The sequence below is a fragment of the Arthrobacter methylotrophus genome (assembly GCF_039539965.1).
In the GTDB taxonomy this organism is placed as follows: domain Bacteria; phylum Actinomycetota; class Actinomycetes; order Actinomycetales; family Micrococcaceae; genus Arthrobacter; species Arthrobacter methylotrophus.
The window spans coordinates 3,962,168-3,977,226 of the sequence record NZ_BAABED010000001.1; the positions used below are offsets into that span (position 1 = coordinate 3,962,168).

A 15,059-nucleotide genomic window follows, 5' to 3' on the forward strand; every position below is an offset into this window, starting at 1 on the left:
TGATGGAGGAATGCAGGAGCAGGAGCTAACGGGCGGTCCTGGCACTACGGCCATGGACCGCTTCAGCCGTGCCACGCGCGAGTGGTTCCTCGGTGCGTTCTCGGCACCCACACCTGCCCAGGACGGCGCGTGGAAGGCCATTTCTTCGGGCTCGCATGCTCTCGTGGTGGCTCCTACCGGCTCCGGCAAGACGCTCGCCGCGTTCCTGTGGGCGCTGGACCGGCTCTTGTCCGTTTCCCCGGTTGCTTCGGTCGACGCCCTTCCGGGACTTGAAGCAACACCCGGCCGTACCCGCCCCAAGGCGCCCCGACGCAAGACCCGCGTACTGTACATCTCACCGCTGAAAGCACTCGGCGTCGACGTCGAGCGCAACCTCCGCTCGCCGTTGATCGGCATTACCCAAACCGCCAAGCGGCTCGGTTTGCCAGCTCCCTTGGTCAGCGTCGGCGTCCGTTCCGGGGATACGACGACGGCGGACCGCCGCGCGCTGCTCAGCCACCCGCCGGACATCTTGATCACCACGCCCGAGTCCCTTTTCCTCATGCTGACGTCGAAGGCCAGGGAAACACTCAGCGAGGTGGACACCGTGATCGTGGACGAGGTCCACGCGGTTGCCGGCACCAAGCGTGGAGCCCACCTTGCCGTGTCATTGGAACGGCTCGATGCGCTCCTGCCCCAGCCCGCTCAACGGATCGGACTCTCGGCCACCGTGGAGCCACGGGAGTTGGTGGCGCAGTTCCTGGCGGGCTCGGCTCCCGTGGAAATCGTCGCACCGCCATCCCGCAAGAACTGGAACCTCACCGTCAGCGTTCCTGTGGAGGACATGTCGGACCTGGCAGGAGCTGCAGGCGCTTTCGACTCCGGGCCGGCCTCCGGGCTCCAACCGCAAGCGTCCATCTGGCCGCATGTAGAGGAGAAAATTGTCGATCTCGTCCTCTCGAAACAGTCCACTATTGTGTTTGCCAACTCCCGGCGCCTGGCGGAGCGGCTCACGGCCCGGCTGAACGAGATCTACGCCGAGCGCCAGCTCATGGCAGTGGACGTCTTCTCCGGGGCCGGGCTGGATTCACCCGCCTCTGATTTCGGATTGCCGTCCACGGGATTGCCGTCCTCGACGGCGACGCCCGCGCACATGATGGCTCAGGCGGGAAGCACTAGCGGCGCGGATCCGGTCTTGGCAAGGGCGCACCACGGTTCCGTCTCCAAGGACCAGCGGGCACTCATCGAAGACGATCTCAAATCCGGCCGGCTGCGCTGCGTCGTGGCCACGTCATCGCTGGAACTCGGCATCGACATGGGTGCCGTGGACTTGGTCGTCCAGGTCGAGTCTCCGCCGTCGGTGGCCAGTGGACTGCAGCGGGTGGGACGCGCGGGCCACCAGGTGGGTGAGATTTCCGAGGGCGTGCTCTTCCCCAAGCACCGGGCCGACCTCGTCCACACTGCCATCACCGTGGAGCGGATGCTGGGCGGGAAGATCGAGCGCCTCCATGTTCCGGCCAACCCCTTGGACATCCTGGCCCAACAGACAGTCGCCGCAACGGCACTCGGAAGCATCGATGTTGAGGAATGGTTCGCTACCGTGCGCCGCTCCGCCCCGTTTGCTACGTTGCCCCGTTCCGCTTTCGAAGCCACCTTGGACCTCTTGGCCGGCCGGTATCCCTCCGACGAGTTCGCCGAGCTCCGGCCGCGCATCGTATGGGACCGCAACGCCGGCACCATCGAAGGCCGGCCGGGGGCACAGCGCCTTGCCGTGACCTCGGGCGGAACCATCCCGGACCGCGGGCTCTTTGGCGTGTACATCATCGGCACAGAGGCCGAAGGCTCCGGCTCTCGCTCCGGCAACGCCGGCGACACGTCCGCGCAGGAGCCGAGCCCGGCGTCGCGCGCTGCCAAAGGCGGACGACGCGTCGGCGAGCTCGACGAAGAAATGGTCTACGAATCACGCGTCGGGGACGTCTTCGCCTTGGGCGCCACCAGCTGGAAGATCGAAGACATCACCCACGACCGTGTCCTGGTCTCGCCTGCCTTCGGCCAGCCAGGAAAACTCCCCTTCTGGAAAGGCGACTCCTTGGGCCGGCCAGTGGATCTCGGCCGGGCACTCGGAGCATTCGTGCGCGAACTCTCCGCCTCGGACCAAGGTCCAGCGCTGGAACGCTGCAAGGCCAGCGGGCTGGACGACTACGCCGCCGGCAACCTGCTCCAGTATTTGAGCGAACAGAAGCAGGCCACGGAAGTGGTCCCCAATGACCGGACGCTCGTCGTCGAGCGCTTCCATGACGAACTCGGCGACTGGCGGGTGGTTCTGCACAGCCCCTTCGGCATGCCGGTCCACGCACCATGGGCGCTCGCCGTCGGGCAGCGGCTCCAGCAGCGCTACGGGCTTGACGGTTCCGCGATGGCCGCCGACGACGGCATCGTGTTGCGGGTGCCGATGATGGAGGACGAGCCTCCCGGGGCTGAGTTGTTCCTGTTTGATCCGGAGGAACTCGAGCAGATCGTCACAGCCGAGGTTGGCGGCAGCGCATTGTTCGCCTCGCGCTTCCGCGAATGCGCCGCGCGCGCCCTCTTGTTGCCACGGCAAAATCCGGGAAAGAGGCAGCCGCTCTGGCAACAACGGCAACGATCCGCACAATTGCTGGATGTCGCCAAGAAATACCCGTCCTTCCCGATCGTTCTTGAAACCGTGCGTGAATGTCTCCAGGATGTCTACGACCTGCCCGCGCTGAAAGACATTGCCGCCTCGATCGAGCGCCGGGAACTGCGCTTGGTACAGACCACCACGCAGCAGCCCTCACCATTCGCCAAGTCGCTGCTCTTTGGCTACGTAGCGCAGTACTTGTACGAAGGCGATTCGCCGCTCGCCGAGCGAAGGGCTGCGGCCTTGGCCCTCGACTCCACGCTCCTGAACGAACTCCTCGGCCGGGTGGAACTACGCGAACTCCTCGACGCAAAAGTCGTAGATGCCACCGAGCTCGAGCTTCAGCGGCTAGCACCGGACCGGCGTGTCCGCGGCATGGAAGGCGTTGCTGACTTGCTGCGCTTGTTGGGGCCGTTGAACGTGGAAGAAGTCGCCGCCCGGTTGCAGCCCGGGGAAGGGGCGGATGTCGCCGCAGATCTGCCCGCCATGCACCTAGTTGCGGCATCGCATCTGGCTGCTTTGCGGAAGGCCAATCGCGCCCTCACCGTGACCCTCGGCGGAACGGAACGATTCGCAGCGATTGAGGACGCGTCCCGGCTGCGGGATGCCATTGGCGTTCCGCTGCCCATGGGAGTGCCGCTCGCCTTCATCGAACCAGTCCACGATCCGCTCGGGGACCTGGTCTCCCGTTACGCACGAACCCACGGCCCGTTCACGGCCGAGGAGGCCGCGGCCCGGCTGGGACTTGGTGTCGCCGTCGTAAGCACTGCCCTGAAACGATTGGCGGCGGACGGAAGGGTGGTGGAGGGCGAGTTCCGCCCACACCCCACCGTGCCCGAGGCGCTGCCCGAGGCGGGGGCAGAGCCCGTTGCGGTGCCGGAGGTTCCTACCGTTCCCCTCCGCGGAGTCCCATCCAGCAGCGAATGGTGCGACTCCGAAGTACTACGCAAGCTCCGGCGTCGTTCCCTTGCCGCGCTGCGCGCCGAAGTGGAACCGGTGGACGCTGCCGCGTATGGCCGGTTCCTGCCCGCCTGGCAGAACGTGTCCGTGCCCGTTGCCGGCCGTTCCCGTGGTGCCCAGGCACTGCGTGGGCTGGACGGCATCATGACGGCCGTCGACCAGCTCTCCGGCGTGCCGGTTCCGGCGTCGGCGTGGGAGCCTTTGGTGCTTGCCAGCCGGATATCCGATTACCAGCCAGCCATGTTGGATGAGCTCATGGCCGCCGGTGAAGTCTTGTGGTCCGGGGCGGGATCATTGCCCGGAAACGACGGTTGGATCAGCCTCCATGTGGCGGAAGCCGCGGAACTGACGCTCAACCCGGACCTTGATTTCGAGCCCGGCGATGCCCAGCTCCGCCTCTTGGAGTACTTGCAGACCGGTGGAGGCGCCTATTTCTTCCGGCAACTCACGGAGGTTGCCGGCGGCATGGACGCGGTACTGAGCGACGACGCCGTGGTGACCGCCCTGTGGGATCTCGTCTGGGCCGGCCGCATCACAGGCGACACCTTCGCCCCCGTTCGGGCAATGATTGCCGGCGGCCGCACGGCGCACAAGCAGGTTGCCCGCCCTCCACGTGCCAGGTCCTTGCGGATGAGCAGGCTCGGCCGCTCGCATGGCACGGGTCTGATGGGATCCCCAGGACTCACGGGCGGGCGTTATGGTTCAGTCACCGGCACAGCTCCCACTCCCCCGCTGGCCGTGGGGCGCTGGTCAGCCCTGCCCGCACCCGAGCTCGATCCCACTATCCATGCGCGAGGCACCGCCGAGCTCCTTCTCGACAGGTACGGCGTAGTGACCCGCGGCTCAGTCATGGTGGAGAACATCGTGGGCGGATTCGGCCTGATGTACAAGGTCCTGGCACGCCTCGAAGAAGCCGGGCGGTGCCGCCGGGGCTACTTCATCGAGCACCTCGGAGCAGCCCAGTTTGCCGTTCCCGCCACGGTGGATCGCTTGCGCTCCTTCACGGAGGACGCCCAACTCGCCAAGGCCGAGCCAGTAGCTCTGGCGCTTGCCAGCACGGATCCCGCCAACCCATATGGCGCAGCCCTCCCTTGGCCCGCCCTCGCTGTCGATGCTGGATCGGGTCACCGTCCCGGACGCAAGGCCGGAGCATTGGTGGTGATGGTCGACGGTGCCTTGGTTCTGTACGTTGAGCGCGGCGGGAAGACCCTGCTCACCTTCAGCCATGACGACGCCATCCTGGCGGCCGCCGCTGCGGCGCTCGTAGGCGTGGTACGCCGGGGAGCGGTGGACAAATTGATCATGGAGAAAGTCAATGGCCATGACCTTCTGGACACTCCCGTGGCTTCTGCCCTTGCCGCCGCGGGCGCGTACTCCACACCGAAGGGATTGCGGATCCGTGCCTGAAATGAGGATCCATGCCTGAGGGCGACTCGGTCTGGCGGGCAGCCGCGGAGCTTCACCGCGTACTAGCGGGTGAGGTGCTTGTCACTTCAGATTTTCGGGTGCCTAGGTTTGCCACGCTGAATCTGGCCGGATGGACCGTGTCCGAGGTGGTGCCGAGGGGAAAGCACTTGCTCATGCGCGTGCTGGAGCCGGCGGGGGCTGGATCGGAGGCGCCTGGATCGGCTCCCCCTGGTTCGGCAGCGGCTTCGCCGAATGCCGGTGCGGCGGATGCCGAGCCGCCGCGGGGCGCCCTGACGATCCATTCGCACTTGAAAATGGAAGGAAGCTGGCAGGTCTACGCCCCCGGCGGCCGTTGGAGGAAACCGGGCCACACGGCCAGGTGCGTGCTCCGCACGGCGACGGCCGACGTCGTCGGCTTCTCTTTGGGGATCCTGGAAGTGATCCCGACGCCGGAAGAGCACCGCGTGGTGGGCCATCTTGGCCCGGATCTTCTCGGGCCGGATTGGGACCCCGAAGAAGCCGTGCGCCGGTTGCGAGGCGCGCCGGAAACGCCGATTGGCTTGGCACTCCTCGACCAACGGAAGGTGGCCGGTATTGGCAACATCTACCGCTGCGAGGCGTGCTTCCTGGCGGGAGTGCATCCTGCCGCACCGGTATCGGCTGTACCGGATCTGGCGGGGATGCTCGCAGAAGTCAAGGTGTTGCTTGAAGCCAACTTAGGACCGGGGCGAAGGATCACGCGTGGTTCCATGCTCCCCGGCATCCGGGGGGTTCCTCGTCCTGGCTACTGGGTGTACGGCCGCGAGAACCAGCCGTGCCTGCGCTGCGGCACACCCATTCGCCGCGGAATGCTGGGCCCGGCGTCGGGGTTGGAAGACCGGACCATCTACTTCTGTCCGAAGTGCCAGCCGGTGGAATCGCACGGCTGACGCTGCGGAAATTCCTGGCGACACCGGAACTCCCGGAGCGTCAGGGAATCGGCGCGTCGCCAGGACGAATCCGGGTCACGGAGCGGCCGGAACCGCTTGCTGAACACTTCGCGGAGACTGCACCGGAACCGTGAACATGGGCAGCAACAGTTGGACCACTGGCCCAATGGCCAAGGCGTAGACGACGGTCCCCACGCCGAGCGATCCGCCAAGCAGCCAACCCACCCCCAGCACCACCACCTCGATCAAGGTCCGGGACAGGCGCACCGACCAGCCCGTGCGCCGGGCAAGTCCAGTCATCAGCCCATCGCGAGCACCAGGGCCAAGGCGTGCCCCGATGTAGCAAGCGGAGGCGATGCCATTGAGGACCACGGCACCGGCGAGCATGGCGATCTGGCCCCCCAAGTGCGAGAAGACAGGGATCAGGGACAGACCGATGTCCGCGAAGACGCCCACCAACACGGCGTTGGCTAGGGTTCCGCAGCCGGGCATTTGCCGCAGCGGTATCCAGAGGAGCAGCACGAGGAAGCTGACCACCACCACCACGGTACCGATGCTCCACCCGATCCTTCCCGAGACGCCCTGGTGGAACACATCCCAGGGATCCAGGCCAAGACCGGCCCGGATGAACATGGCCAGGGAAATCCCATACATTGCGAGGCCGATCAGGAGCTGGGTGATTCTGCGGGTCATCATGAAACCATGCTCCCGAAAACTGGCATTGCTTTCCATAGCCAGTTTGCGATACTGGTCTCATGTCCGGATCCCTGAACCCCCCAGCCATGGCCCGTCTCCTCGGGGCGTGGAACACTGGCGCCGCGCCCGCCTACCGCGAGCTTGCCGACGTCGTACGCCTTTTAGTGATGGACGGACGCATCCCGCTGGACGTCGCACTGCCCAGCGAACGCGCGCTGGCGAGCACTTTGGGCGTCAGCCGGACCACCGTCACCGCCGCCTACGCGAGCCTGCGCGAGCAAGGCTTTCTCAGTGGCAGCCAGGGGAGCCGGGGCCGGACGGGCATTCCGCACCGGACGGTTCCCGTCAGCGGACCTGGCCTCGCCGTTCCGGCAGGGATTCTCGACCTCGCCTACGCTTCACTGCCGGCAACAGGCGAGGTAGTGCACCGGGCCTTTGCCGATGCATTGATTGACCTTCCGGCACTGTTGCCCGGTTTTGGCTACGACGCCGTCGGTCTCCCACCCCTCCGGGAAGCCATCGCGAAACGTTACACAGCAGCAGGCATCCCCACCACGGCCGCGCAGATCCTGGTGACTTCCGGGGCCCAGCACGCCCTGAACATCATCCTGCGGACACTCGCTGGCAGGCAGCAGAAGGTCCTCGTGGAACACCCCAGCTACCCCAACGCACTCGACGCCATCCGCACTTCAGGCTCCCGCACGGTGCCGGTGCCCATGCCACCGGCCGTTGAGCCGGCGTCCGGTGCTGGCTGGGATATCGAGGAAATGGTGGCGGCGATGCGACACCAACGTCCGTCCATGGCCTACCTCGTGCCAGACTTCCACAACCCCACAGGGCGGGTCATGTCCAATCTCCAGCGCCGCCGCTTGGTCCGCGAAGCGGCAGGCACGGGCACTGTCCTGGTGGTGGACGAGACCCTTCGGGAGTTAAACCTCGACGCCATTGAAACCTCGCCCCTCGCAGCCTTCAGCCCGGCGGTGGTGACCATCGGTTCGCTCAGCAAATCACATTGGGCTGGGCTCCGAACCGGGTGGATCCGCGCCGAGGAGGAGTTGATCAGCCGCTTCGTGGCAACGCGGACCACCACGGACTTGGGCGGACCCGTCGTCGAGCAATTAGCGGCAGCGCGGCTGGTCCGGGCGTTCACGGAACCGCTGGACGCGAGGCTCGCGGAACTATGGCGGAACCGCGAGTCGCTCCTGGGACTTCTGGCCGAGCACCTGCCGACGTGGCACGTGGAACGTCCGCGGGGCGGGCTGACTGCATGGTGCAGGCTGCCCACGCCGTCGAGCACTGCGCTCACTGTCATCGCTCCGGAGTTCGGTCTTCGGCTGGCAGCCGGGCCGCGTTTTGGGCTCGGTGGAGCTTTCGAGCACTTCATGCGCGTCCCGTATACCCTTCCGCCGGCCCAGCTCGAAACCGCGGTACTGGCACTGCGCGATGCCCAAGCGAAGCTCGACGCTTCTCCCCAGCTCCGCAGAACCCTTAAGGCACCCAAGGAGCCGGCCGCCGTCGCGTAGCCGGCCTGAACTCCGCCTCCCCCACCCAACTAACTCGCATTAGATGTCGTTCTGAGGCGTTTTAACGACAACAAGTGCGAGTTAGTTGGGTGGCCCGGGGTGAAGCTATGGGTGCTGCTCCGAGAAGGAACCCATGCGTTGCTTGGCGGTGTTGCTACCTGGACTCACCTGGACATGCGAGGTGGCTTTGGCAAGGCCAAACTGAGGCATGCCGTTGTAAACCACTTCGATTCCCGGCGTCGGCACCCGATACGTCTCATGCCACACGCCAATGTCACCGCTACCCGCGACTTCCTTCATGAATCGCCGCCACGGCCCCAGGTGCGGCGAATCCCTGTCCGCCGCGAAGCGACGCGTGCCACTTTGCCGATCTTCCACCAACGGTTGGCGCGCATTCCCTCTACCGGCTCATGTTCAGTGGCGCGCTCGCCGCGTATGTTGACTGCAGCCCGACGCCGGCGGTCGCCTCGGCAGCCATGCTTCCGCTTGTGGAAGCCGTGACGGCTGCACAGCCGGCGGGGACCATTCGCAACGTGGATGCCGGAACGGTCGCCATGGCCATCTGGGGACAGGTGCACGGACTCGTGGGCCTGGAGCTGACGAACATGGATGCGCCCGGGACGGAATGGGAAGGGATTTACGCCGCAGGCCTCGACGCCGTGACGCGCGGCTGGGCGAGCTGAAGCCGGACTCCCCTTACCCAACTGACTTGCAGTTGTTGTCGTTTTGAGGGCTCATAACGACGTTAACTGCGAGCTAGTTGGGCAGGGCGGGGCAGTTGGGTGGGTCCTGAGGGGATTTACGAGTACACCTTTTCCAGGAATCCTCCCCAGGCCTTCGCGGTCAGCTCGGAGTCGGCCTTGCCGCTGAAGTCGTGCACCGTCATGCCCACCGGGGCCCCGAAGGAGTTTCGGCCGAAGAAACGGTACAGCGTATCCGCCGTCCGCAGGCCGAGGAAGTGCTGGTTGGAGAAGTCAACCACCCCACTCAGCCGCCCGACACCGTCGACGTCCACCTCAACCGCTGAACCTTCCGCAATACCATCTACGCCGAGCGCCTTCTTCAGTTGCACGAAACCCTCGGGCGTCTGGGACGACCCCGGACCTTGGATATCAGTGAAGACCACGGGCTTGCCGTCGAAGTATTGAAGGTACTGGCCCAAGGTATGCAGGTAGAACTCGGTGTGCTTGCTGGCGCCGTCGTACTGGTCCTCCCAGTCGTCCGCGAAGATGCCACTGTGGACATAGTGCAGCTTGGCCCGTCCGCCGTCGACCGCTTCCAGGACGTGCTCGAGCTGATTGAACCAGCCGTCCGGCCCATCCATCCGGGTCACGAGGTGGCTGGGGTATTCGTCCACGGTCTTCACGGCAGGCCATTGATCGGTCGGAAACATCCAGGCCGAGGTATCAGCGGTGACAGCCTGCCAGACACGTTCAGGAGTGCCGGGCAGTTCGGTGTCGGCCACGATTTCGAATTCACGGTTGTCAGTCATTGTCCCGTTCCTTTTCTGGAGAGTGCTGTGTGTTTGTCTTGAGTGCGGGATGAAGTACGACGACGAGCCGATGCTTGCGTGCGCCGCTCACCGTTTCGCTCGAAGCACCAGGGCCGCCGTCGTGGTACTTGTCGACGAGTCGGGTCACCGCGACGCCGAGCTCCTCGGCAAAGGCGGCGCGGTCCGCTGCGGAGCGGAAGGTGATTTCGCCGTCGATCGCAAAGCTCGCAAGCTTCTTCTTGTCCGCGGCCGCGCCCGCTATCAACGTGCCCATCTCCTGGACTGTCCGGGCGGCGAGGGCCAGAAGCCAGAAGGCGGAAAAGCGGTCCGAGAAGCGTCGGGGATCCGGCGCCACGGACGCGAGTGCCACCGGCGAGATCAGGTACGACGCCGCCGTCGCACGCAAAACGCGTTCGGTGACGTTGCCCTTCTTGCGCTCCTCCACCAGCTCCACCAGCCCGTGACGCTCCAGGGCTTTCAGGTGGTAGTTGATCTTCTGCCGGGGCAGGCCCACCTTGACCGCCAGCTGCGTGGCAGAACCAGGCTCGGCCAGTTCCTGCAGAATACGGGTGCGGATCGGGTCCAGCGACGCTTCCGCCGCGGCGGGATCCTCGATCACTTCGATGTCCAACATGCTTCCATTCTGCCTACCGACAACTTTTCTTGTCAAGAACTTTTTTCTCGTCGGAGGGTTGCGGGACACCGTCAGAGGGAGCCCTGCCGGCCCGTACCGCTGCGGTCGGTGAAGGAGTACCCTGCGGGTATCACTGTCCGTGAGGTGCAAGATGAGGTTCAGTAGTCCGCCCGCTGAGTCCGGAGCAGATCGGCCGCTCAGGCGTCGCAGGGGGCGGGTCCGGGACTGGGCGTTACAGCGTCCGGCCCTCGCTGCCTTGTCCATCCTCGCGATCATCGCATTTGTCGGTGCCGCCGTCTTTTTCGGCGCCTCCTGGTCCCGGTCATTGGTGGCGGCTGGCACCCCCGCTGCAGCCGGCGCCTCGGCAGGGAATGCCGGCGCACCTGCGGTGGATGCAGGGATTTCGAAGGTCCAACACGTCATTGTCATCATGCAAGAGAACCGTTCGTTCGACAGCTATTTCGGCACGTTCCCGGGAGCGGACGGGATACCGATGCAGAACGGCTCCCCCGCGGTGTGCGTTCCCGATCCGGCCCACGGCTCCTGCGTGAAACCGTATTACGATCCTTCGGACCGGAACTCCGGCGGACCGCACAGCCAGGTCAATGCGACGGCGGACATTGACGGTGGAAAAATGGACGGCTTCATCGCACAAGCCGAGAAAGCCTCAACCAACTGCCCACCGAACGCCCCAGCCTGCGCGGGCGGCAACCAAAGCGACGTGATGGGCTACCACGACGCGCGCGACCTGCCCAACTACTGGGCATATGCCAAGGACTTCACACTTCAGGACCACATGTTCGAGCCCAACGCTTCGTGGAGCCTGCCCGCCCACCTGTATATGGTCTCGGAATGGTCGGCCAAATGCAGCCGCTCGGGAGACCCGCAATCCTGCGTCAACGCCCTTCAGAATCCCGGCAATCCGCCGGACTTTACCTCCGCGATCCAGTCCACCCTCATCGGCAAATGCCGGGCCGGCCTGCAGAACAAAGCCTGCCAGGACGCCCTCTCCGCGGCCGGGATCACCCCGGACATGGCCGCGCAACTACACACCCTCATCGTGCAGAACTGCGCTGGCTCAGATTCCTATACAAGCTGCCAGGCGGCGATCGACAAAGCGGTCCTCCCCGAGGCCCTCAAACAGAGACTGCTGGCCGCCGCCAAACTACTGGCACCCCCTGACTACGCCTGGACGGACCTCACCTACCTGCTGCACCAGCAGAACGTGCCTTGGGCCTACTACGTCTTCAACGGCACCGAGCCCGACTGCCAAGACGACGCAGCAATGTCATGCGCTCCAGTAGCCCAGAACGCTAAAACACCGGGCATTTGGAATCCGCTCCCCTACTTCGACACCGTGAAGCAGGATGGCCAGCTCGGCAATATCCAGTCCCTGAGCAACTTCTATCACGCCGCCAAGAACGGGACCCTGCCTGCCGTGAGTTGGATCGACCCGACAGGAGCCGTCAGCGAACATCCCCCGGCACTGATCAGCACGGGGCAGGCGTACGTCACGGGCCTGATCAACGCGGTCATGGCGGGTCCGGAGTGGAACAGCACAGCCATCTTCCTCTCGTGGGATGACTGGGGTGGCTTCTACGACCACGTGGCCCCGCCCACGGTGGACCAAAACGGGTACGGCCTTCGGGTTCCCGGAATCGTCATCAGCCCCTACGCCAAACAAGGCAACATTGACCACCAGATCCTCAGCCACGATGCCTATGCCAAGTTCATCGAAGACGATTTCCTGCATGGCCAACGCCTCGACCCCGCCACGGACGGACGGCCCGACCCCCGGCCCGACGTCCGCGAGAACAACCCCCAGCTCGGCAATCTGGTAAATGACTTCAACTTCAACCAGCAGCCGATCAAACCCGTCATCCTTCCGGGGGGCGCCACGTACTAGGCGCTTACCGGACGCGGTCCGGCGGAACGCCCTGTTCCGGCAGGGCGCCCGGTCCTGGCGGAACGCCCGGGGCACCCCGGTAGAATAGACCGGTGATGCAATCCCCCCTTCCAGTGCGCGACGGCGTGAACGCCACCCGCCTGCGCCTCCCGGATGAGGGACCTTGGGACACCGCCATGGATTACATGATGCATCGCTGGGGGCATATCGACCCGCAGGGTATCGAGGACAGGTTCGACGCCGGCGAGATTGTCGGCGAGGGCGGCGCGCCCCTTGACCGCCGCACCCCTCTCGAAGAACACACCTTCATCTGGTACTACCGCACCCTCCCCCCGGAGACGCGCATGCCAGTGGAGATCAGCATCCTGCACCAGGACGAGCACCTCCTGGTCGTCGACAAGCCCCACTTCCTGCCCACCACCCCGGGCGGGACCTACATTCAGGAATCGGCACTCGTCCGGCTCCGGAACCAGCTGGACCTGCCGGACCTCATCCCGATGCACCGCCTCGACCGCATGACCGCCGGAGTCCTGCTGCTCTCCACGAACCCGGAGACCCGAGGAAAGTACCAGGTGCTCTTCGAGAAGCGTCAAGTGCAAAAAGAGTACGAGTGCGTCTCTGCCGCGGCACCCGCCGCAGGCTTTCCCGCCGTCGAGCTCCCCGCCGTTGTGCGCAACCGCATGACCAAGTCCCGAAGCTATCTCCTCGCCGAAGTGATCGACGGCGAACCCAACGCGGAAACCCGCATTGAGCTGCTGAGAACGCTCGACGGCGGCACTCACAACGGCGGCATGGCTCGCCGCGCGCTGTACCGGCTGGAGCCCCACACCGGCAAGACCCACCAGCTTCGCGTGCATATGGCATCGCTCGGGCTGGGAATCGTGAACGACGCGTTCTATCCCGAGCTCCTGGACAAGGCCCCGGACGACTACTCCAAGCCCTTGCAGTTGTTGGCCCGTGGCATCCGCTTTGTTGACCCCATCAGTGGGCGAGCCGTGGAATACCGGAGCGGCCTCGAGTTGGGCGAAGCCCACCCCGCCTGACGGCCTCCCCCCAGGACGCTCACTCACGGATGTGAAGGCACATTGTCCACTTGAGGGCCATATCTGCAGGAGGGTTGGCCACGCAGCGGTCATACGTGAGCGAGCGTCCGACGAGCCGCCGAACACGGAGCGCTCGGGTTCGATCAGCCCTCCGGAACCCCGAAGACGCTCCGGAACACGTCGGTCATTTCCGCGCCGAACAGCACAAATTCGACCAGGTCCAGCGCACCGGGACTGTCCGCGTCGAAGCGCCGGACGGCGTCGAACGCTACAGTGGCGACTTCGCGCGCGTCCCAACCGTAGATCCCCGCGCTGATCGCGGGGAAAGCAATGGACCCCGCAGCGAGGGATTCGGCTACCCGCAAGCTCTCGCGGAAACACGAAGCCAGCAGTTCCGGGTCGCTCTGCCCCGCGTGCCGGTTGGGGCCAACTGTGTGGATCACCCACCGCGCCGGCAATCTGAATCCAGGTGTGTGCACGGCCTGCCCCACGGGCAAACCGCCCGGATAATGCTCGCGAACCTCCATGCACGCCGCCAGGAGCTCCCGGCCCGCGGCGCGGTGGATTGCGCCGTCCACTCCGCCGCCACCCATCAAAGACGAGTTGGCCGCGTTAACGATCGCATCGACGTCGCGCGTGGTGATGTCGCCTTGCAGGATTTCGAGCCGCATGGCGCCAGTCTTGCACGACGTTCCGGCGGATGCACCCGAGTGGGGTACTTTGTGCCCATGGACATCACCACCGCCGATGGCTGGGGAGCCGCGATCTACGTCTGGATCATCCCCATGGTGGTGGGCGATGCCTTCTTCCCGCCCATCCCTTCGGAGATGCTGGTGATCACGGGTGGCGCACTTGCCGCGCAGGGCCAGGCCAATCTGTGGCTGGTGGGTTCGTTGGCCGCCGTCGCCTCTTGGCTGGGCGACATGATCGTTTTTCAACTCTTCAAACGCCGCTTGGGCCATCTCCTGGACCGCTGGGTCTGGGGCCGCAGAGTCCATCAGGGCATCCACCGGGCCATCGCCAAGGCTGGCCGTTCCTCCACCTACGGCGCGATTATCGGCGCTCGGTTCATCCCGGGTGGCCGGCTTGCGGCGTCGGCCGCTTCGGGAATTGCCGAGGTTTCCTCCCGCGGTTTCAGTCTGTGCGCGGGCTTGGGCGGCCTGTTGTGGGCTACGTGGCAGGTCGGGCTGGGTTACTTTGCCGGCTCGACGACGAAGCTTCCGTTCTGGGCGAGCTCACTGATCGGCGTCGGCGTGGGGTTGCTGATCGGCGTCGTGGTGGGTCTGATCGTGACGCGCCGCCGGGGAGACCGTTCGCCGGTGGACGAGCCGGGCGAGCCGCCCCATCTTTAGGAGCCCTTTCGACAGGCAGCGCCGTCACGCTGAGCGGCTTTTTACGGTGCCGCGCGTCGTTGTTCCGCGAATTTCAGGAGGTGTGCGCCGTCGACGTCCGCGAAAAGCTGCAGGGCGTGACGCGCTCCCCCGGCGTCTGGCTCAGACGGGTGACCATTTCCCCCGCATACGGCGCAGCACGTAGAGGTTCCCTGTGAGGGCCACGCGTTCGACGGCGTCGCGCATCATGGCTGCCGACGCGCGGGCCTCGCTGTTCTCGCCCGGATAGTCGCGCGGCTCCACGAGGAAACGAAGGCTGATCTGGGGGACGCCGCCAACGATGTCCAATTGATTGGATTCGACGTGGTGTCGTGTTTCCATGGCCTCAACCGCCGCGGCCATCACCGATTCCGGTGGATTGCCCGGCTTGAGCCCGGTGATCTTCAACTTGGTTTGGAACGACGGCATCCCTCAACCCTAAACGCTCGCTCACGTAAGGC

At 65.4% G+C, this 15,059-nt stretch carries 12 protein-coding genes and 1 pseudogene; 7 read left to right on the forward strand and 6 right to left on the reverse strand.

Features of this window, described 5'->3' with window-relative positions:
* The first annotated feature begins 10 nt into the window (after positions 1–10).
* The gene (locus ABD884_RS20450) at positions 11–5,005 is read left to right on the forward strand and encodes an ATP-dependent helicase (RefSeq protein ID WP_345050877.1); all 4,995 of its coding nucleotides are present in this window, start codon (positions 11–13) and stop codon (positions 5,003–5,005) included.
* 11 nt (positions 5,006–5,016) lie between these two features.
* The gene (locus tag ABD884_RS20455; protein WP_345050882.1) at positions 5,017–5,934 is read left to right on the forward strand and encodes an Fpg/Nei family DNA glycosylase; all 918 of its coding nucleotides are present in this window, start codon (positions 5,017–5,019) and stop codon (positions 5,932–5,934) included.
* Positions 5,935–6,009: 75 nt separating this feature from the next.
* Here the strand turns inward: ABD884_RS20455 and yczE are convergent, their stop codons facing one another.
* Entirely contained in the window at positions 6,010–6,630 is a 621-nt protein-coding gene (gene yczE / locus ABD884_RS20460; RefSeq protein WP_345050886.1) for a membrane protein YczE, read from the reverse strand.
* Between the two features lie 59 nt (positions 6,631–6,689).
* Here yczE and yczR point away from each other — a divergent pair, with 59 nt between their 5' ends.
* Positions 6,690–8,153 (forward strand): MocR-like transcription factor YczR, encoded by a 1,464-nt coding sequence (gene yczR / locus ABD884_RS20465; RefSeq protein ID WP_345050894.1) that lies wholly within the window; start codon positions 6,690–6,692, stop codon positions 8,151–8,153.
* 105 nt (positions 8,154–8,258) lie between these two features.
* On the opposite strand, the pseudogene ABD884_RS20470 reads toward yczR, so the two are convergent.
* A pseudogene (locus ABD884_RS20470) lies at positions 8,259–8,507 on the reverse strand (monooxygenase family protein); the annotation flags it as partial.
* Between the two features lie 56 nt (positions 8,508–8,563).
* On the opposite strand from ABD884_RS20470, the gene ABD884_RS20475 reads away from it, so the two are divergent.
* Positions 8,564–8,836, forward strand: a complete 273-nt coding sequence (locus ABD884_RS20475; protein WP_345050904.1) for a TetR-like C-terminal domain-containing protein — start codon at positions 8,564–8,566, stop codon at positions 8,834–8,836.
* 116 nt (positions 8,837–8,952) lie between these two features.
* On the opposite strand, the gene ABD884_RS20480 is transcribed toward ABD884_RS20475, so the two are convergent.
* On the reverse strand, positions 8,953–9,645 hold the full coding sequence (locus ABD884_RS20480; RefSeq protein ID WP_345050909.1) for an SRPBCC family protein: 693 nt from the start codon (positions 9,643–9,645) through the stop codon (positions 8,953–8,955).
* Complete coding sequence (locus tag ABD884_RS20485) at positions 9,638–10,279, reverse strand: ArsR/SmtB family transcription factor (RefSeq protein WP_345050918.1); 642 nt, start codon at positions 10,277–10,279, stop codon at positions 9,638–9,640. The genes ABD884_RS20480 and ABD884_RS20485 overlap by 8 nt, the downstream gene beginning before the upstream one ends.
* 151 nt (positions 10,280–10,430) lie before the next feature.
* On the opposite strand from ABD884_RS20485, the gene ABD884_RS20490 reads away from it, so the two are divergent.
* Both ABD884_RS20490 and ABD884_RS20495 read left to right on the forward strand, forming a co-directional pair.
* On the forward strand, positions 10,431–12,185 hold the full coding sequence (locus ABD884_RS20490; RefSeq protein ID WP_345050928.1) for an alkaline phosphatase family protein: 1,755 nt from the start codon (positions 10,431–10,433) through the stop codon (positions 12,183–12,185).
* A 95-nt stretch (positions 12,186–12,280) separates the two neighbouring features.
* On the forward strand, positions 12,281–13,228 hold the full coding sequence (locus ABD884_RS20495) for an RluA family pseudouridine synthase (protein WP_345055111.1): 948 nt from the start codon (positions 12,281–12,283) through the stop codon (positions 13,226–13,228).
* Positions 13,229–13,371: 143 nt separating this feature from the next.
* Here ABD884_RS20495 and ABD884_RS20500 read toward each other — a convergent pair whose 3' ends face one another.
* Entirely contained in the window at positions 13,372–13,899 is a 528-nt protein-coding gene (locus ABD884_RS20500) for an O-acetyl-ADP-ribose deacetylase (protein WP_345050937.1), read from the reverse strand.
* Between the two features lie 57 nt (positions 13,900–13,956).
* Between ABD884_RS20500 and ABD884_RS20505 the strand changes: the two genes are divergently transcribed.
* Positions 13,957–14,580 (forward strand): DedA family protein, encoded by a 624-nt coding sequence (locus tag ABD884_RS20505; RefSeq protein WP_345050942.1) that lies wholly within the window; start codon positions 13,957–13,959, stop codon positions 14,578–14,580.
* Between the two features lie 141 nt (positions 14,581–14,721).
* On the opposite strand, the gene ABD884_RS20510 is transcribed toward ABD884_RS20505, so the two are convergent.
* Entirely contained in the window at positions 14,722–15,027 is a 306-nt protein-coding gene (locus tag ABD884_RS20510; RefSeq protein ID WP_345050950.1) for a hypothetical protein, read from the reverse strand.
* Between the last annotated feature and the right edge of the window lie 32 nt (positions 15,028–15,059).